Origin of the sequence: Singulisphaera chitinilytica, from assembly GCF_049331405.1 — a bacterium.
In the GTDB taxonomy this organism is placed as follows: Bacteria; Planctomycetota; Planctomycetia; order Isosphaerales; family Isosphaeraceae; genus PoT.
Window position 1 is genome coordinate 39893 of sequence record NZ_CP186275.1, and the last position, 18562, is coordinate 58454.

An 18562-nucleotide genomic window follows, 5' to 3' on the forward strand; every position below is an offset into this window, starting at 1 on the left:
GATGCGGACGACCCTCTTCGCCATCATCCTCTGGGCGGTCGCGACGATCGTGCTTTGCGTGGCCGGGATCTGGGCGACCTGGAAGGCCCTCGACCTCCCGAGGATGCGCGGCACCGACCCGACCCGGAGCCTCATGGCCATGCTCGCGGAGGAGGCCTCGCGGACCTACGAGGCGGACGGCGCCGAGGGGCTCGCGGCCTACCTCCATCGGCTCGACCGCAACCTCCCCGGCGAGCGGCACTTCGTCGACGACGAGGGGCGAGACCTGCTCGACGGCACCGACCGCTCGTCGTTCCTGCGGGCGGAAGGGCGAGGTCATTTTGATATTTCCATAGGACGCAAAGGGCGATTCATCACGGTGATCCGCCCGAAGAACGGCCACGGCCGGTTCATCTGGCTGGTCGAGCGCTGGTTCGATCATCCGAGCCCCTTGCCGTTCATCGCGGCGGTCGTGGGGATCATCGCGGCGATGGGGACCGGCCTGGCCCTCTACCTGTCGCTGCCTTTGCGGAGGCTGCGAAGGACGATGGACCGCTTCGGTCGGGGCGACTTGCGGGCTCGGGTCGGGTCGAGGCGTCGCGACGAGATCGGCCAGGTCTCGCGCGAGTTCGACCTCCTCGCGGAGCGGGTCGAGACGCTGCTCGTGGCCGAGCGTCGGCTCCTGCAGGACGTCTCGCACGAGTTGCGTTCGCCGCTCGCGAGGCTCGACGTGGCCATCGACCTGGCGATCAAGCGCGAGGATCGCGGCCCCCTGCTCGCCCGGATCCGTCGCGACGTGACGCGCCTCTCCGACCTCGTCAACGAGCTGATCCACCTCGCCCGAGCCGAGGCCGACCCCACCGCCCGCATCCTGGCCGGCGTCCCCCTCGCGGACCTGCTCGGCACCCTCGTCGACGACTGCGCCATCGAGGCCGAGGCCCGGGGCTGCCGCCTTGCTCTTGCCCTCGGCCGTGCCAGCCCGATCCAGGGAGATCCCGAGCTATTGCGCCGGGCTTTTGAAAATATCCTCAGGAACGCCATCCGACATGCCCCCGTCGGCACCTCGGTCGATGTCAATCTCGCCTCCGATTCGAACGGTGCTCTCGTATTGATCCGCGACCACGGCCCCGGCGTCCCCTCGGAGTCGCTCTCCGCGATCTTCCAGCCGTTCTTCCGCGTCGAGGGGGACCGCAGTCGCGAGAGCGGCGGCGTCGGCCTGGGCCTCGCGATCGCCCGCCGCGCCATCGCCCTCCACAACGGCACCATCACCGCCCACAACGCCGCCCCCGGCCTGGCCGTCGAGACCCGCCTGCCCTGCTCCTGATCCGCGCGAAATGGAGTGCCTTGCCCCGGGCATGCCGACTTGCCACATCCCGCCGTTCGGCCTCCGGTTCTTCCATTCACCGCACGGATCTACGAAGTCACGATCCGCTGGAAGTGCAGGAGCATCCTCCGTCCCGGAACCGGGAATCCTCCCTTCAGCGGATTCGACACTGCGTGGTCAATGCCTGAGGAGTTGCTGGCCAAATTGCAGGAAGTGGCCGGCAGCGTCGAAGGAACGCAGAGCTAAGAGGGTGCGGTTTCACCAGGAGGCGAGGGTGACGGACCTATTCCGGTGAGGTCAGGGCATGGAGTGGAAAGATCAGTCGGCGTCGAAACCACCGGCTTTGACGAAACGGAAGGATCGGGTACGATGAATCTGTGGGGAGGACACATGACGGATTCGACGATCCCGGCTCCCGGAGCGTCGCCATGCGAAATCCGTACGTTCCGCTCGACGACTCGGCCGCTTCCCGTCTGGTTCAGGCTGATCGTCGTCTCTCCTGGCTATGGGCAACTCGTCGCACTCGGCCCGATCGCGGTGGCCGTGACTATCCCGAGCCTCGGGCGAATCGGCGGGACCATGCTCATCGCCGGGTTGGGCGGCATGATGGAGGGAGTCGGGAGGGTGCTGGCCCGTTGCCTCTGAGGTGGACCCCATTGTCTAGACCAAAAAACGGCGATCCTTCGCTACTGTCCAATCAGGCCGTCGTGGCTCTGTCCGCTCGGTAGACCGTCCCTGGAGTCCGGTACCCCAGGGATTCGTGGAGCCGATCCTCGTTATAGAAGCCGAAGTATCGCCTCAACCCTCGCTGCAGCTCCGGCACCGTCTCGTAGCCTTGGATGTAAATATCTTCGTATTTCACGGTCCTCCAGAGCCGTTCGACGAACACGTTATCCAATGCCCTGCCGCGTCCATCCATGCTCACGGCTATCCCGGCCGCCTCAAGCCTCCCGGTGAACGCCTCGGCCGTGAACTGGACCCCTTGGTCCGTGTTGAACACCTCGGGCTTCCCCGACCTCAAGGCATCTTCCAACATCTCCAGGCAGAAGGAGCCGTCCAGCGTGTTCGACAGCCGCCAGCCGATCACGTACCGGCTGTACCAGTCGATCACCGCCGCCAGGTACATGAACCCTCCACTCATCGGCACATAAGTGATGTCCGTGCTCCACACGTGGTCCGCTCGCCGGGCTTTGACACCTCGCAAGAGATAAGGGTAGATCTTATGGCCTCTCCCGGCCTGACTCAGCCTGGGCTTGGCATAGATCGCTTCCAGGCCCATCTTCCGCATCAGGCGCTGTACTCGCTTCCGATTGACCTCCTCACCTCGTTGTTCCAGCCAGGCGGTCATCTTGCGGCTGCCGTAGAACGGGCATGCCGTATATTGCTCGTCGATCAACCGCATCAGGCGCAGGTCCTCGGGCGACTCACCCGCAGGTCGGTAGTAGAGGCTCGATCGGCTCAGCCCCAGCAACTCGCACTGGCGGCGCACGCTCAACCGGGGATGATCCGGCTCGATCAAGGGCCTTCGGTCCTCAACTGAATGGGGCGACTTTTTTCAGCCACTCGAGTTCCATCTTGAGGCGCCCGATCTGTTCGAAGAGTTCGGCCTGGCGTGCCTCGGCGTCAGCCGAGGCCGCCTTGGCCGGACTCCCGAAGACCTCCTCGGCACTGCTGATGAGCTGCTTCTTCCAGCCATGGATCGATGTGGGATGGACGCCATAGTGGCCGGCCAACTCGTTGATCGTGCGGTCTCCCTTGAGGGCCGCCAGGGCGACTTGAGCCTTGAACGCCGCCGTGTGGACTTGCCGCTTCCTCGCCATCCGTCCTCCTCCTCAGACCCGTCTGAGTAGCTTAACAGATGGTCCAGTTTTCGGGGTCCACCATACTCTTCGAGGCCATCCGTCCAGCATGGAGTGGCGGGCGTTCGAGGAAGGTCGGGTTTCGCGTGTTTGACAGTCACGCTCCACGGAGTCGGCCGAGCATGAACGAGGACCGTCGCCGGGTATTCAAGCTGCGAGATCTGATGGTGGCTGTCTTCGTCGTCGCCGTCCTGCTCAGCTTGCCGCTTTCGCAAATGTTCAATCCGGTCAGGTGCACCGGGGGTCGTAGGTCGTGGTGTCAGAACAATATACGGCAGATTGCCCTGGGGCTCATGGGGTTCGCGAACGCGAAGGGGGCTTTTCCCAACGCCGGGACATTCTTTGATGACCCCGCGGTGCATGGGGGAGATCCCGAGCGTTCGTAGATCCGCAAGGCCTTCGTCGATCCTCATGGGGCCATCAAGGATCCCCGTGTGCTCCTGCGAAGTTGGGTCGTCGACATCCTTCCTTATATTGATGATCAGGAATTGTACAATGATTGGAATTTCCAGGCCGGCTACTTATCGGAGGGATTATCCGGGTCTTCGCCGGGCAATGCCACGCTCGGGGACACGTCCATCGGCATTCTCCGATGCCCCGACGACAACACGGCGGTCAACGGGAAGGGGAACCTGAGCTACGCCGTCAACGGAGGCTTCGCGCGATGGCCGGCCCTGCCCGTCGCCTGGGAGGGAAGTGAGATCGACGGCATGTCCTCCAACGGCACACGGCTGAACTGGGCGCCCAAAGGCGACGGCTGGCAAGCGTCGCAGGCGGTGGGCAAGAAGCTCGGCGTGATGTTCCTGGGGACTCACTCCGGGGGCCAGCCCTGGGATATCCGGACGTCCGCCGCCGACATCAGCGACGGCGCGAACTCAACCATACTCGTGGCCGAGAACCGGCTCACTGGTTATTCGGCGGGCGAGAGCCCCTACTCGGGCCATCAGCCGACGAACTGGGCCTGCCCGCTCCCCAACTTCGCGATGATCTTCGGCTCCGATGAGGTCTGCCGATCGGCCAGGGGGACCGTCGATTGCCTCGCCGGTCAGCTCGCGCCCCGGTCCGATGGTTCGCCCGGCATCGGCTGGAAGATGGCGAACCGCAACGACACCCTTGAAAATGTCGGCGGAGGCGAGAAACTCCGATTCGAAGGCTCTTACCCATTCTCGAACGCCCATCACCCCCCCCGCAATTCCCTGTTCTGGTCGGGCGCGGGGGCCAATTATGCCTTCTGCGACGGCACGGTCCGGTTCATCACCAACACCATCGACGGCGATGTCTACGCCAGGATACTGACCCCCGCCGGCGCGTCGCTCCCGCCGAACCTGCGCCAGGCTCCCTTCCCCGCCCAGGCGTTCGAGCCGTGATCGCCTTCAACGACTGGCCGGCGTCGGCCTATTTCATGATGAAAAACCGTGCGTTGGCGAGCGGGGCTTTCGCAGGGCTCGGACGTAGAAGCACTCGCTAGGAATATTCGAACCCGCTTGCTGCATTGGTAAAGATAAACCTCTCCTCTGACGTCCAGAATCCATCGGTTGGTGGAACGCATTGTCTCGATTTGCCGCTGATTTGAAGAGGGTTACCCATCTTCTGGCGACGGAGGCGCACATGCTGACTCTCTTGATGACTCTGCTGGTGATCGGCGACGGTCCCTCGGATGACCTGAAGGATATGGCGGGCACGTGGGTCCTGGTCTCCACGGCCGATGGTCGACCCGGAACGAAGGTGACGAAGCGGACAGATCGCAATTTCAAGCTATCGGTCAAGGGCACCACGGCCAGGGGTTTTCGCGGGGATAAGTCGGGGACCGCCAGCAACTTCACGGTGGATCCGACGAAGACGCCCAAGCAGATCGACCTCTTCCACCCCGAGGCAGGGCACCTCAAAGGCATCTATGAGCTGGACGGCGACATCATGAGATCCAGCTTCTCCCCTCCCGGCCAGGAGCGGCCGACGTCCTTCTCCGAAACAACGTCCACCATCTCCCTTTACGAGCGGGAGATGCCTCGCTCGTAGCCCCTCGGGGATGTAATCTCAAACCTGGAATCCGAATCGAGGACCGACATCGAATGAACAACTTCGGGGCGCCCGATCGACCACAATGCGGGGTCGGGCATGTTCCTCGGTCGCGACGTCGGTCCACCTGGGATGATTATACGGGTCGACGGGCTCAGGACTCGCCCGGCGAGCCCACCATGAAAAGTCCGGCCGATCCGATGCAGGATATCGATTCGATCAGTTTTATGAACATACCTTCCGACAAAACTTCGATCGAGCCGCGGCCTCGAAGGGGGAGGATCCAGCAGCGGCGACGGCTCCTGCTCCTGATGCTCGTGCTGTCGAGCCTGGTGGGCTGGCGCGTCGTCAACGGCCTGCGACGCACAGTCCCGGCGAAGGCGCCGAAGCCCTGGATGACCACCGAGGGGGCCTATCAATTCCTCGACGGCCAGACCATCGAGTTACCCAAGGACGAGGCCGAAGCCGCGCAGCCGAATTCGATCCCGCCCCTGACACTCACCCTCGGCAGGGATCGGATCGAGTCGCTCAAGGTGACGCCCGGCGGGGAGTCGCCCGACGTCGAGGCCGCCTACCTCTCCTTCATCGTCAGGATCGATCAAGGCATTTATGATGTCTTCGGATTCGTCTCCCTGCATGGATTCGATGGCACCTATTCCCCGATCGTGAACCACGGCCGGGGTTGGGACGTCATCCCGAGGAATTCGAAACGCGACTGACGAGCCGATGGGTCGTCACGATTCCTCGGCGTCGAGGAGGTCGGCGAGCCGCCAGGTGCGGTGGATGTGGTGGGCGACGGCGGGGTTGATGGAGATCGCCAGGCGGTAGGCCTCGAGGGCCCGCTCGGGATCCGTCTCGGCGAAGGCCTTGGCGCAGAGGAGCCAACATTCGTCGGGCGAGGGGCTGCGCTCGAAGACGATGGGGTCGGCCTCGAGGGCCCGGTCGATACCCTCGCGGGCCTTGCCCAGGAACCCGATCTCGGCGTAGGCCAGGGCCGTGCGCAGCTCGGCCAGCGCGGGGTCGTTCGCGACCTTGATGCCGACGAGCCGGGCGCAGGCCTCGCGGCGATGCGGGAGCCCGTAGGCCCGGAAGGCCCACGTCAGGTTCCCGATCATCCAGAGCTCCTCGGTGTTGACCATCCGGACGAGGACCTCGCGCTGGAGGGCGGTCAACTCGGTGAGCGCTTCGTCCCTCGGTGTGAAGGCCGTCGCCAGCAAGGCCTGCACGAGCGGCATCGTGTCGAACGAGCGGGCCTGGTCGAGCCGGTCGCAGATCGCCGGGATCGCCCAGCGGCGGGCCTCGCCCGGCAGGAGCGAGATGGCGAACGCCGCGTCCCCCGTCGACTTGCCGCCGACGCCGGGGATGCTCTCGTATCCGTCGATCGGCTCGGCGAGGAACTCCAGCAGCGGGTCGATCAGCGAGGCCGTCGGCCCGATCCTGGCGAGCTCGCAGGCGGCCACGCAGCGGGCCTCCGCGGCCTCGTCCTCGTCGAGGATCCGTCGCAGGGCGTCGGCCGCCCCCAGCTCCCCCAGCGCGAAGGCGATCGCGGCCCGGACCGCCCCCGAGGGCTCGACGTTCAGGCGGGCCTCGAGCCCGGGTATGGAGGCCTCGGCCATCGTCGGCAGGCAGGCGAGGAGCCAGGCGGCGTTCGCACGCACGTTCGGCTCGTCGTCGTCGAGGAGGTCGCACGCGAGGCCGTGCCCGGCGAGCGACTCGCGATAGATCCGGTGGAGGGCGATCGTATGATCCTCCGGCTGCTGCATCTCGAGGATGTGATCCGTGGCGTGGAGGCGTTCGCCGTCACCCCAGAATGGGCGCTCCTGGATGCTGAAATAGCCGGTGATCAGGCTCCCCCAGAAGCCAAGGAGGGTGCCGCGGTCGGGGCTCGAGGGGTCCGAGCACATCTCGAGCAGGAACGGCACCACATAGGGCGTGGCCTGGTAGCGCGTCCCCTGGTGGAAGACCCTGACGTGGAGGGCTTCGAAGGCCTCGGCCCTGGTCGTCGGGTCGGGGTCGAGCAACTGGCGCAGGAAGTCGGGCACGTCGTCGGCGGCGCCGTAACCATGCTCGAGATCCGCCCAGGGGACGTCGTCGAGTCCTTCCAACATGGGAGTCGCTCCCTCGATCATTGTCCGAGGCCCGGCCCTCGCAGATCAGTCCGAGCATCGGGGATCGTCGCATCGTATCGGCTCGCGTCCCCAGGCTCAACCGGAACTCGCGAGCTGACGTCGCTGTCCTCATCATATCTCGAGGACGTTGACCCGGCGCGGCATTCATGCACCGGGTCGTGCCTCGCTGGGCTCAGGCGAGCTTCTTGATCGCGGAGAGGACATCGCCATTGGGATCGGTGACGATGAGCTCGTTGGCGTTGATGATCGTCACGTTGCCCACGCCGGTGGCCCTGTCGAACCCGCCGCCGCCGTCGATCAGGCCGCGGAAGAGCCGCGACGACCCGTACATTTCCATCCGGAGGCCGTCTCGACCGTTGCCGCCGAGGAAGACGGCGTCGACCGCGCCGGTGTTGAGCCCCTGGAGGTGGATGTCCCCCTTGATGCTGTCGTTGCCGTCGCCGCCGTCCTGCCGGATCTGCAGCTTGCCACGGACGTTGCCGCCGTAAGTCATGTTGAGCTGGTCGTTGCCGGGCCCCCCTTGCACGTTGACGTCGAGCAGAGCCCCCTCTGAGATATTCACGTTGTCATAACCGCCGTTGTAGGTCTCGTAGGTGTTGAGGATGTCGTCGCCGGCGTCGCCCGAGAGCGCGAGCCTGGCGGTGGCGCCGGTCCCGACGCTGCCCCAGAGGCCGGCGAAGCCGCGGTCGTTGCCGTCGCCGAGCGTCGCGGCGTAGTTGAGGGTCCCCGACTGGACCTCGGGGAAGTTCGCCGTCACGTCGTCGTCGCCGAGGCCGGCGTCCAGGCTGATATTCAGGTTCGTCGCGATCGCACGGCCGGGGAAGCTGAGGCCCCCGAACCAGATCTGGGCCGCGTCGTTGCCGTCGCCGAGCTTGATGTTCATGTTCTTGGGGTCGAACATCGCCGCGGAGGTGTCGGAGTCGGCCCCGAGCTGCATGTAGAGCCCGTCATCGCCCCCCTTGAGGTCGACGTTGAGGTTCTGGACCTGGAGCGAGCTGAAGTGATGGTCGACGCCGTCCACCTGCACGCGGATGTCGTTGACCGAGTCGCGGAAATAGACGGCGACGTTGTTCGCCGCGTCGTCGCCGACGATGTTCAAGGTGCCCCCCGCGAGGCTCACCGTGGTGCTGAGGCATTCCCTCCTCTCCAGGTCTTCAAGCCCCGCCCGCAGCCTCGTCCTGGGCTTCATCTGCCTTCGCGTCGTCGCCGTCGTCGCCCACCTCGTCAAGCTCGAGAACATCATGCGGCCCCTTTCGGTTCGTTCGAGGATGTCAAGTCCCGATCGTCTCTCGCTCTCGGGTCGAGAGTGAAATCAGGATTCCCGGACGGAGCGGACCGACTTTCCTGGAAAGAGGCCGATTTCCTCACCGGATTCCGATCGCCCGGGCCCTTCGCGAGCCGGGCACGCCCGCCCTTCGCCCAGAGTCGACGCCCTCGGCCCCCGAGTCAAGCGTAGAAGAACGAACTTCCACGACATACGCCACAAGCGATGCTTCCCGAGCTTCGCCTTGCCTCGTTACGCAAGACACCAACGTAAACTATTCGTTCCAGGAGTTCTCCTGACCTGCGACCTGGCCCAGAGGATCCACCTCCACCCGAGGGATCCGGTAGTGATTTCGAGGCATCCGGCCGACGGTTTCGGCCCGTGGAGGGGGCGTCAGGGCCGGGAAATCGCGGGGATACCGATGAACCGGACATAGTTTCGAGGTTGGCCCACCCTGGCCACCTGAAATCGGGCTCGATTACCGATGATCCGGACATACTTCGGCCCGAGAGCGGCGTCCCCGGTTCGTCCGGCGGAAGGACGTACCGATCAACCGGACATGCTCCCGAAGCTCCACCATGCGATTTTCCTATCTCCATGCAAGAAAATGACTTAGAAGAGCATCAAGCCGACCGATCCGGCCGCGAAAAGGCCCTGCCGGAGGCCAAATGGCACGATGAACCGGACATACTTCGAGGTCAGTTGGCCGGATTGGGCCACCCGGCTCCTGCGCGAGTTACCGATGGACGGAACATAGATCCAATTTGTACACTACGATCGCCCGGACATGGTTTGAGCCGTCACTCACGATGTCTGGGACATACTTCGCGCGATAAACCGGACATACTTCGGCCCTCCAACCGCGATAATCGGGACATAGCGATGCCGATTAACCGGACATAGTTGGGTTCCGTAAGTTCAGGTTCGTGAAAGAGTTGCGAGGCGGAGAATTTGTTCTTAGACTTTTGTAGAGACGAAGCGAAGACATCATCAAAGGGCGCCGAATCCTTGTCCTGATGTTGCCCTCTTCGTTTTGCACCCGGATGACACACCCATGCGAAGCCACCCGGAACGACATCCGACTCCGCGCGCCCAGGGCATGGACGGCTGGGAGCCCCCCGGGACCGACGAGGGCTCGACGGTTCCGGAGCTCCTCGACTCCCAGGGGCATGCGGCCGACTCCGGGTGGAAGGACGAGCTGAACCTGGCCGAGTTCCCCATCGCCGCGCTGACGGACCGGGTGCCGGACGGGCAGACGACGCTCGTCTTCGAGGACAGGCTCGAGCGCCGGGACAACACGCCGATCGTCCGCCGCCTGACGATCATGGGGACGCACAAGCACGGCCTGCCCACCTCGCTCGACGACGAGGTCCTCGTCGGCCTGATCCAGCTCACGAAGCGCCGGAGCAACTTCGCCGACGCCAAGGTCCAGTTCTCGCGCTACGAGCTGATCGAGCTGCTCGGCTGGCCCCAGAGCGGGCAGAGCTACCGCCGGATCGAGGAGGCCCTGCACCGCTGGGTCGGCGTCGTCCTCATGTATGAGAACGCCTGGTGGGACAACGCCGCCAAGAGCTGGGTCGACGAGAACTTCCACGTCCTCGACAACGTCACCCTCTACGACCGCGAGCGGCGCAGGTCTTCCAAGGGGGGCAAGACCCCGGCGAGACCCGACGAGAAGCGACCTCAGCCCCTCTCGAGCTTCCGCTGGAACGAGGTCATCTTCCAGAGCTTCCAGAGCGGGAACCTGAAGCAGCTCGACCTCGAGTTCTACCTCCGCCTCCGCCTGCCGACCACCAAGCGCCTCTTCCGGTTCCTCGACAAGCGGTTCTACCGCCGCGACCGCCTCGACTTCGACCTGAAAATCCTCGCCTGCGAACATATCGGCATGAGCCGATCCTACGCCCCGACCGAGCTGAAGCGCCGGCTCAAGCCCGCGCTCGAGGAGCTGGAGGGGCACGGCTTCCTCGAGCCGATGCCCCCCGAGGAGCGCTACTCCTTCGTGAGCCGGGGCAACTGGCGGATCACCCTCGCCCGGGGCCCCCGCGGTCGCGCCCCATCGCCCGCCCTCGCCCCCGAATTCAGCCCGATCCTCGAGGCCCTGAAGGCCCGCGGCGTGACCTCGAAGGCCGCCGCCGAGCTCGTCGAGTCGTATCCGGTCGACCGGATCGAGGCCAAGGTCGCCGTCTACGACTGGCTCCTCTCCGGCGGAGACAAACGCGTCGGCAAGAACCCGGCCGGCTACCTCGTCGCCTCGATCCGCGACGACTACCAGGCCCCCGGCGACTACCCCTCGCCCGCCGCCCAGGCGCCTGCGGCCGTCCTCGAAACCTCCCCGGCCGCCGCGACGGTCGACCCCGCGACGGAGGCCTCGCGCCGGCGTCGCCGCGACGAGTCCCGCCGCGTGCAGCTCCGCGAGGACGAGCTCCGCAACGCCTGGCGAGCCCTCTCGGAGTCGGAGCGCACCTCGATCCAGGAGTCGGTGAAGGCGGCCAACCCCGGCCTCCAGCGCTGGAAGGCGATGCTCGAGCCCCTCTGCCTGACCGCCCTGGAAGAGCGCCTCGACGCCGCCCGCCCGTCGCAGAAGACCCTCTTCCCCGACGACGCCCCCGACGCCTGACCCCGACCCGTCGCCCCTCGGATCGGATCCCGGGGTTGACGGGAAGGCGGCATCCACTAGAGTGGAACCGATTCGGCGAAGGCCGGGTCGGCGCCGCGAAGGAGTGCGGGGCGGGGCGTCAACAACAGGGAGGGATTCCGATGCGGGGTCGTCGCGGTTTCACGCTGATCGAGCTGCTCGTCGTCGTCGCGATCATCGGCCTGCTGGTCGCGCTCCTGCTGCCCGCCGTGCAGTCGGCCCGCGAGGCCGCACGCCGGACCCAGTGCATCGCGCAGCTCCGGCAGATCGGTATCGCCTTGCACGGGTACCACACCCGGTTCAACACGATCGTCCCCGGCTGCATCCACGACAGCAGGCCCCGGCCCGTCTCGAGCATCAGCGGCCAGCAGATGACCCCCTGGACGGTCATGCTGGCCGCCGACTTCGAGCAGCAGGTGCTCGCCAACGCGTTCAACTTCGACCTCGGCTCGTTCGGCCCGATGGCGCTCCACCTGCCCGGCTTCTCGGCCAACTCGACCGCGATGGCGACGAAGCTGGGCGTCTACCAGTGCCCCTCCGACCGCTCGCTGACCTGCCAGTTCGCGGGCTACCCGGGCCCGCCCATCGCCGGCGTCCCGCTGACCCGGGGCAACTACGCGGCGAACTGGGGCAACACGACCTGGAGCCAGGCCGACGTCGCCGGGGCCCCCGACGGGGCCTACCGCCTCTCCCCCTTCGGCGTCGTCGAGAACCTCACGTTCGCGTCGATCGCCGACGGCCTGAGCAACACCGTCTTCGTCGCCGAGATCCTGCAAGGGAGCGGCGGCGACGTCCGGGGCCTCCCCTGGTTCTTCCTCCCCGGCGCGAATACTTATATGAGCCGATTCCTCCCCAATGCCGCGACCGACCTCCTCGGCCAGCCCGGCAAGGGGGATGTCCTCATGATGGGCGACCTCTGCGTGGACGAGCCGGGCCGCGACCTCCCCTGCTCGGCCGGCGCCGACATCGCCTCGAGCGCCTGGTACAACGGCTCGAGGAGCCGTCACCCCGGCGGCATCAACGCCCTCCTCGGCGACGGCTCCGCCCGCTTCCTCAAATCCTCGATCACCCCGCAAGCCTGGCTCGGCCTCCACTCGATCCGCAGCGGCGAGGTCCTCCGCCCCGACGCCTACTGACACTCGCGGCCGTCCCCGATCCTGCCGATCGGGGACGTGATGGCGGTCGGGAGCACCCGGGGATCCGATTCCTGTCGGACCGTCTGCATCAGCGGCTCGACGGCCTCGGCGGCTCCGGGGCCGATCTGGCCGAGGCTGATCATGGCATCGAGCCGCACGTCGGGATCCGGGTCGCGCAAGGCGGCTTTCGCGAGGTCGAGCGTGCCCAGGACCATGGCCGCATCCTTGCGGGTCACGGCCGTGCCGTCCCGCAAGGTCTCGAGCAGAGCCCGCATCGCCGACGGGCCGGCCTGTGCGTACCCCTCGGCCGAGTATCTCAGGCCCTGCCCTCGCCTGACGTCGCGGACCACCGTCCAGGTCCACCAGTACTGCCGGCCGATCGGTGCGAGCCAGAACAGCAGGGCGCAAACCGCCGCCGCGATCATCACCGATCGCGTCCTGAACCTAACGCGGGGCCATCGGATCCCGGAACCTCCCTGTTCGATCATGTGCCTTTATCAAGGCTCCAAACATGGATCGGAATCCACGTCGGAACCCCGTCATTCGCCGGCGACCTCGACGCAGGACATCATGAACTTCGCCTCGTCGTCGCCGAACAGGAATCGCAACTTCTCCTCCAGGGCCTTGTACGCCGCCCTGTTGCGGAGCTGGCCCTTGAGGCAAAGTTGTTCGGTTAAAGTGTCGCCGATTCGGAGGGTGGCGAACCGCGGGTCGCGGAGGATGGGCTGGATCTTGTCGCGCTTGCCATCGGCGATGAGACGGTAGATCTGCAATTGCCCGAGGATGGCCCCGACCGCGCAGCCAATGGCCCCTCCCAATGCGAGCATCGCCAGCAGGCCGAACACGAGCCAGACCCGCGACGGTCGGTGCCTGGCCGGTCCCTCGGGGCGTTCCGACACCTCGAGCGTCACCCGATGCCGACTCCAGAACGCCTCCGCGATCACGGCGGCCGAGCCGACGACCAGGCCGCAGATGAGGCCCTGGCTCAGCCCCAGGCCGACGCCGACGCGCCAGGGGCCGAAGCCTGGGCCGTCGCCGCGGCCGAAGACGCCGCGGTAATATCCCGGTGCGCCCAGCCCGAGGGCCAGACCGAGCAGTCCACCGGCCGCCCCGAAGCCCGCGCCCGTTGCGATGATGATGCCGAGCCCATGCTTCGCTGTCACGGTTCCGTCCCTCGTAACATCGGATTCGGCCCGAACCGGCGAACTCCCGCCGGATGGCCTCCCATTCGTCAGGCCGAGGTCACTCGGTTGCAAACCTACCTGTCGTCATCGATCATATATCCGGAGATCGTATTATTTTTGGATTGACCTGATTGTATGATAAATAATGTAATTATGCAATATTGTACATATGATTTTTCATGAGGACTCGCACAGCCCCGGTGGCTTCCTCTTTTGCATCGCGTCTTCATATTTTAAGGTGGCCGCGGTTGGAACAACCGGGGTCGCGAAGCGACAGGAGGTTTCGAGCCGATCCCCGAGGCCAAGGCAGGGGCCGTCTGCCAACACCTTGGGCTTCTCGCGCCCCCAGGGGACCGGCGAGGGCCCGACCGCCTCCCCCTGCGTCCTTGCCGGCATGGTCAAAACCCGGAAATGCAGGGAGGGCCTACGTGTATGGCCGGGGCCAATTGCGGTTGGCCTCTCGTCGCTGCGCGACCCCGATTGTTCCAATCGCGGCCACCCAGACTTGAATCGCGAGCGGTGGAAGTTGCGGGTGGGCTTTGAGTCGGCCGAGAAGAATCGGTGACGGGCTCTCGCGCGGGCCGCGGCTTATTGCAATGGGCCTCTCGTCGCTGCGCGACCCCGATTGTTCCAATCGCGGCCACCCAGTTATCGTAGGATCGGCCAAGGCTTATGGGTTGGCTCCTGATGATTTCAGGGCCCGAGAATCAGCCGGGGAGTTCGCAGACGGACCCGGGTCTCCGCCGGGGATTCGACTCCTTACCTCCTGTCGCAAGTCCAGGCCTGCGAGGAGCAGGTCAGGTCCTCCTTCTTACTCCGCTCGACCGGCCTGCCGTTACAATCTTACCGTGAGGGGAGGCTCGGGGACACGCCCTTCAGGATCATGGCGGGGTTCATCGAGATATCAAGCGAGGTTCATGGCTCGCGAACCACCTCGATGCGGCGCGGGTGAGGCCCTCGGGGTCGGGGGTGGTGTCGCTGGCCCAGGCGACGAAGCCGTCGGGACGTACGAGGAGGGCGCTCAGGCCGAGGCGATCGCGGGCGTCTCCGGCGACGTAGCGGACGCGGTCGCCCCAGAGGCCGTCGAGGGATCGGAGCGAGGGATGAGCGTCGAAGTCCAGGAGCACCCCCCGGCCTTCGCGGAGGAGCGTGCCGAGCCTCGTGCCGTCGTCCAGCTCGAAGTCCGGGGCGCTGCGGCCGACGAGGGGATGGGCGTCTCCGAGGTCATAGCGGAGGGTGATCCCCCAGACGCGCCCGGCGAAGTAGGTCGCGCCGTCGCGCGTGGCGATCAGGTCGCGGACGATGGCCTCGAGGGCGCGGGTCTGGCGGTTCGGACGCATCAAGGTGACCTGGGCCCGCGACCACTCGAGGACCCGAGACCCGACCGGGTGCCGCTCGGCGGTGTACGTGTCGAGCAGGCCTTCGGGGGCCTCGCCGCGGATCGTCGCGGCGAGCTTCCAGCCGAGGTTCATCGCGTCGCCGAATCCGAGGTTCAGCCCCTGCCCGCCCAGCGGCGAATGGATGTGCGCGGCGTCGCCGGCGAGGAGGACCCGACCCTTGCGGTAGGTCGTCGCTTGCATCGCGCGGTCGGTCCACGTCGAGGCGAGGTGCAACGCCGTGAGAGTCACGTCCGTCCCGGAGACACGCCGAAGGACCGACTGGACGTGTTCGAGCGTGATCGGCCCCGAGCGATGGAACGCGCCGCCGTCGAAGTCGGCGATCGCGATCGCCCCGGGCTCCCACTGGGTGTACATGCCGCCCGTTTCTTTGATGAACGGGAAGAACCGGTGATGGCGACCCATCGGGAGCACCTCGGGGTCGGCGATGTCGACCCGGACCGAGTAGCCCGTGAACTCCGGCTCGGTGCCCGCGAACTCGAAGCCGCCCAGCTTGCGGACCGTGCTACGGCCGCCGTCGCAACCCACGAGCCATCGCGTGCGAATGCGTTCGTCGCCGGAGTGGACGTTGACCTCATCGTCTGAAGCCTGAAAGCCATCGACGCCTCGACCGCGCCGGATCTCCACCCCGAGGGAGAGAGCGTGGTCGGCGAGGACTCGCTCCTGGTGCTCCATCTCGACCCCCAATGGGGTGTCGGCGGGTCCGGGGAGCCTGTATGTCCACCGGGACGAATCGACCTGGCTGAGGTCGAACTGGATGCCCGCGAAGTGGCCTCCCGACCCGCGTCGCGGCGATCCGGGGGCGATCGATCCGGGTCTCGGCTGGCCGGGGCCGTCCCCCGCCACGCGCGACTGCGACGAGATCGGCTCCAGGAGCCCGCGGCGGTAGAAGGCTTCGACGCTCGGGCCCCAGAGTCCTCGCATGCCGAACGGAAGCCGCTTCAGGGGCGAGTGCGGATCGCCGGATTGTTCGAGAACCAGCACGGACAGCTTCGCGAGCCGCAACTCGCTGGCGAGAAACAACCCAACCGGGCCGGCACCGGCGATGATCACGTCGTAGAGCATGGCATCCTCTCGGCCCTCGGGATCGCCCCGGGCCCTGGCGGTCGCGCCCTTCCGCGCGGATGGCGGGACGGGCGTAGATATGAGGGAGAGCTTCGCCGTCGCCGCTCCTGACGGTCCGGCGGCTCACGTCTACGGACAGTTCTAAGGCCGGGGGACCCTTGACCACAATGCGGAATTCGGCCATCTTATTCGCAGATTCGGCCACTCTCATCGGGGGCGCGCATGCCGATCCTGGAAAGCACCGAGAGGCGGGTGGACGTCGAGGCCGTCAGCCGCGACGTCCTGACGATGGGCCTGAGGATGGTCACGCGCGTCTACGACACGGGGTTCCATCGCCATCGGAAGGCCCAGTGCGTGATGGCGGTCTCGGGGGTCCTGACCTGCGAGGCGGAGGGGGGCATCTGGATCGTGCCGCCGCAGTCGGCCGCCTGGATCCCGCCGGGGGTCGAGCACCGGATCACCCTGGCGGGGAGCGTCGAGGGCTACAACGCGTTCATCGAGCCCGGGGCCGCGAAGGGGCTCCCCACCTCCTGCTGCACGATCGCCGCGACGCCCCTCCTGCGCGAGCTCCTCGTCCGCACCGCGCATTATCCGGCCGAGGTGCCCGAGGGGGGGATGGAGTCGCGGGTGGCGTCGCTCCTGCTCGAGGAGATCGCGATCGCCGAAGTCGGACGTGTGCATCTGCCGATGCCGAAGGACGGGCGCCTGCGCGAGGTCTTCCGGAGCATCGTGGAGAGCCCGGCCGACCGCGGGACGCTCGCGAGCTGGGCCAGGCGGCACGCGATGAGCGAGCGCTCGTTCGCCCGCCTGGTCGTCGCCGAGACGGGCATGAGCTTCGGGCGCTGGCGGCAGCAGCTCGGCATCATCCTCGCGATCCAGAGGATGGCGGAGGGGTCCTCGGTCCAGCAGGTCGCGGGGGACCTCGGCTACGAGAGCGTCGGCAGCTTCGTGACGATGTTCCGCAAGGCCCTGGGCGCCTCCCCCGGCCGCTACATGGCGGGGCGGCCGGGGTGAAGGCCGACTGATATGCGGCTCCAGCGATCAGTCGCCGGCCACGAGCTCCTCGATGCCCTCGGCCTCGGGGGAGTTCGATAGGGCCGCCGCGGGCGAGAACAGGATCCGGAGCAGCGGCGGCGCGAGGAAGGTCGTCACGAGCACCATCAGGGTGACGGCGCCGAAGAGCTTGGCGTCGAAGACGCCGCTGGTCAGGCCCATCTGGGCGAAGATGAGCCCGACCTCGCCGCGGGGGATCATCCCCACGCCGATGACGGCTTTCTTCCCTTTGAACCAGGGGACCGCGTACCCCGCCGCGAACTTGCCGGCCACCGCCGCGACGATGAGGAGACCGCCGACGATGAGCGTCGCGTGGTTCGCCGGGTTGAGTGGGTTGAAGACCCGGACGTCGACCGCCGCGCCCACCGACACGAAGAAGATGGGGACGAAGAAGTTGCCGAGCTCGGTGATCCCGTGCTCGATGTCCAGGGCCTTCGGAGTCCTCGCCAGCAAGACCCCCGCGACGAACGCACCGATGATGACCGCGGATCCCGCCCGATCGGCCAGCCAGGCCAGCCCCAGCGCGAGCATCAGGGCGAGGATCGTCGGGGTCGCCGGCAGCTTGATCCGCCCCGCGAGCTTGACGACGAGGGGGAGGACGAGCGAGCCCACGACCAGCGTCGCGACCAAGAACCCGAACGCGGATCCGGTGATCCTGGCCACGCCCCAGGGGGTCACCTGCTCCCCCTTGGTCAGCCCCGAGACCACGGTCAGGATGATGAGCCCGATGATGTCGTCGATGACCGCCGCCCCGAGGATGATCTGGCTCTCCGGCTCCTGCATCCTCCCGAGGTCGGAGAGGACCCTCGCCGTGATCCCGACGCTCGTCGCCGTGAGCGAGGCCCCCGCCACGATCGCCGTGAGCCCGCCGAACCCCAGCAGGTGGCAAACCCCATAGCCGAGGGCGAACGGGAGGATGACCCCGACCATCGCCACGGCCGCCGAATTCCCGCCGACCTTCATGAGCTTGCCGAGGTCGGTCTCGAGCCCGATGGCGAACAGCAGGATGATGACGCCGAGCTCGGCGAGTAGGTGGATGACCTCCGACTCGGGCTTGATCACCCCGAGGACCGAGCTACCCAGCACGATCCCGGCCAGCAGCTCGCCCAGCACCGTCGGCTGCCCCGTCAGCCTCGCCAGCCCCGCGAACAGCTTCGCGACGCCCAGCGTCAGCACGAGGATTCCCAGAAACTGGGGCACGTTCATATGTTCCATGGATCGAGGCCGCTCCCGATGTCTTTCGAAAAGGAATATCGCCTTGGGAATTGAAGCCTCGTCGCGACCGCCCCGAGGCCGAGGAGCCTTCCGGGGGCGCACGAGGAGTCATGGCCCTTGCGGGGCTGCATTTTTATAACGCGAGTGGGCGCGTCGAGGCGAGGGTGGAGCCGGGGCCGCGATGAGCCTACCAGCCGCCGCCGTTGGTGATGAAGAGCTTCAGATAGAGCTCGTTCTCGGTGATGGGAGAGCAGCCTGTCGTTTGCATGCGATCGCCGGAGGATGCCAAGGGATTGTCGGAGCCTC

At 66.5% G+C, this 18562-nt stretch carries 14 protein-coding genes and 1 pseudogene; 8 read left to right on the plus strand and 7 right to left on the minus strand.

Annotation, left to right across the window (positions count from 1 at the left end; translation table 11 throughout):
- Nucleotide 1: 1 nt before the first annotated feature.
- A complete protein-coding gene (locus tag ACOYYX_RS38280; protein WP_422931871.1) occupies nt 2-1303 on the plus strand; it encodes a sensor histidine kinase in 1302 nt (433 codons plus the stop codon).
- Nucleotides 1304-1693: 390 nt separating this feature from the next.
- Nucleotides 1694-1948, plus strand: coding sequence for a hypothetical protein (locus tag ACOYYX_RS38285; RefSeq protein ID WP_422931872.1), 255 nt, complete (start codon nt 1694-1696; stop codon nt 1946-1948).
- Nucleotides 1949-2000: 52 nt separating this feature from the next.
- Here ACOYYX_RS38285 and ACOYYX_RS38290 read toward each other — a convergent pair.
- A protein-coding gene (locus tag ACOYYX_RS38290) for an IS3 family transposase (RefSeq protein ID WP_422926310.1) occupies nt 2001-3123 on the minus strand; the annotation gives its coding sequence in 2 pieces (ribosomal slippage) (nt 2001-2844 and nt 2843-3123; 1125 coding nt in all).
- Between the two features lie 254 nt (nt 3124-3377).
- Here ACOYYX_RS38290 and ACOYYX_RS38295 point away from each other — a divergent pair.
- The 3 genes and pseudogenes from ACOYYX_RS38295 (at nt 3378) to ACOYYX_RS38305 (ending at nt 5897) form a co-directional block, all read left to right on the plus strand.
- Nucleotides 3378-4529, plus strand: a pseudogene (locus tag ACOYYX_RS38295) (DUF1559 domain-containing protein).
- 241 nt (nt 4530-4770) lie between these two features.
- Complete coding sequence (locus ACOYYX_RS38300) at nt 4771-5178, plus strand: TIGR03067 domain-containing protein (RefSeq protein ID WP_422931873.1); 408 nt, start codon at nt 4771-4773, stop codon at nt 5176-5178.
- A 227-nt stretch (nt 5179-5405) separates the two neighbouring features.
- Nucleotides 5406-5897, plus strand: a complete 492-nt coding sequence (locus ACOYYX_RS38305; RefSeq protein WP_422931874.1) for a hypothetical protein — start codon at nt 5406-5408, stop codon at nt 5895-5897.
- 15 nt (nt 5898-5912) lie between these two features.
- Here ACOYYX_RS38305 and ACOYYX_RS38310 read toward each other — a convergent pair whose 3' ends face one another.
- Complete coding sequence (locus ACOYYX_RS38310) at nt 5913-7286, minus strand: HEAT repeat domain-containing protein (RefSeq protein ID WP_422931875.1); 1374 nt, start codon at nt 7284-7286, stop codon at nt 5913-5915.
- Nucleotides 7287-7479: 193 nt separating this feature from the next.
- Nucleotides 7480-8550, minus strand: coding sequence for a hypothetical protein (locus tag ACOYYX_RS38315; protein WP_422931876.1), 1071 nt, complete (start codon nt 8548-8550; stop codon nt 7480-7482).
- A gap of 1075 nt (nt 8551-9625) precedes the next feature.
- On the opposite strand from ACOYYX_RS38315, the gene ACOYYX_RS38320 reads away from it, so the two are divergent.
- Together ACOYYX_RS38320 and ACOYYX_RS38325 are read left to right on the plus strand one after the other, a co-directional pair.
- Nucleotides 9626-11188, plus strand: coding sequence for a replication initiator protein A (locus ACOYYX_RS38320; protein WP_422931877.1), 1563 nt, complete (start codon nt 9626-9628; stop codon nt 11186-11188).
- A gap of 140 nt (nt 11189-11328) precedes the next feature.
- On the plus strand, nt 11329-12342 hold the full coding sequence (locus ACOYYX_RS38325) for a DUF1559 domain-containing protein (RefSeq protein ID WP_422931878.1): 1014 nt from the start codon (nt 11329-11331) through the stop codon (nt 12340-12342).
- Here the strand turns inward: ACOYYX_RS38325 and ACOYYX_RS38330 are convergent.
- The 3 genes from ACOYYX_RS38330 to ACOYYX_RS38340 all read right to left on the minus strand — a co-directional run bounded on the left by ACOYYX_RS38330 (nt 12336) and on the right by ACOYYX_RS38340 (nt 15988).
- Nucleotides 12336-12767, minus strand: coding sequence for a HEAT repeat domain-containing protein (locus tag ACOYYX_RS38330; RefSeq protein WP_422931972.1), 432 nt, complete (start codon nt 12765-12767; stop codon nt 12336-12338). The genes ACOYYX_RS38325 and ACOYYX_RS38330 overlap by 7 nt on opposite strands.
- 114 nt (nt 12768-12881) lie before the next feature.
- A complete protein-coding gene (locus tag ACOYYX_RS38335; protein ID WP_422931879.1) occupies nt 12882-13505 on the minus strand; it encodes a hypothetical protein in 624 nt (207 codons plus the stop codon).
- A gap of 914 nt (nt 13506-14419) precedes the next feature.
- Nucleotides 14420-15988 carry an FAD-dependent monooxygenase gene (locus tag ACOYYX_RS38340; RefSeq protein WP_422931880.1) on the minus strand — a complete coding sequence of 523 codons (1569 nt, stop codon included), beginning with the start codon at nt 15986-15988 and terminating at the stop codon, nt 14420-14422.
- A 222-nt stretch (nt 15989-16210) separates the two neighbouring features.
- On the opposite strand from ACOYYX_RS38340, the gene ACOYYX_RS38345 reads away from it, so the two are divergent.
- A complete protein-coding gene (locus tag ACOYYX_RS38345; protein ID WP_422931881.1) occupies nt 16211-17002 on the plus strand; it encodes an AraC family transcriptional regulator in 792 nt (263 codons plus the stop codon).
- A 27-nt stretch (nt 17003-17029) separates the two neighbouring features.
- Here ACOYYX_RS38345 and ACOYYX_RS38350 read toward each other — a convergent pair whose 3' ends face one another.
- Nucleotides 17030-18247, minus strand: coding sequence for a cation:proton antiporter (locus ACOYYX_RS38350; protein WP_422931973.1), 1218 nt, complete (start codon nt 18245-18247; stop codon nt 17030-17032).
- Between the last annotated feature and the right edge of the window lie 315 nt (nt 18248-18562).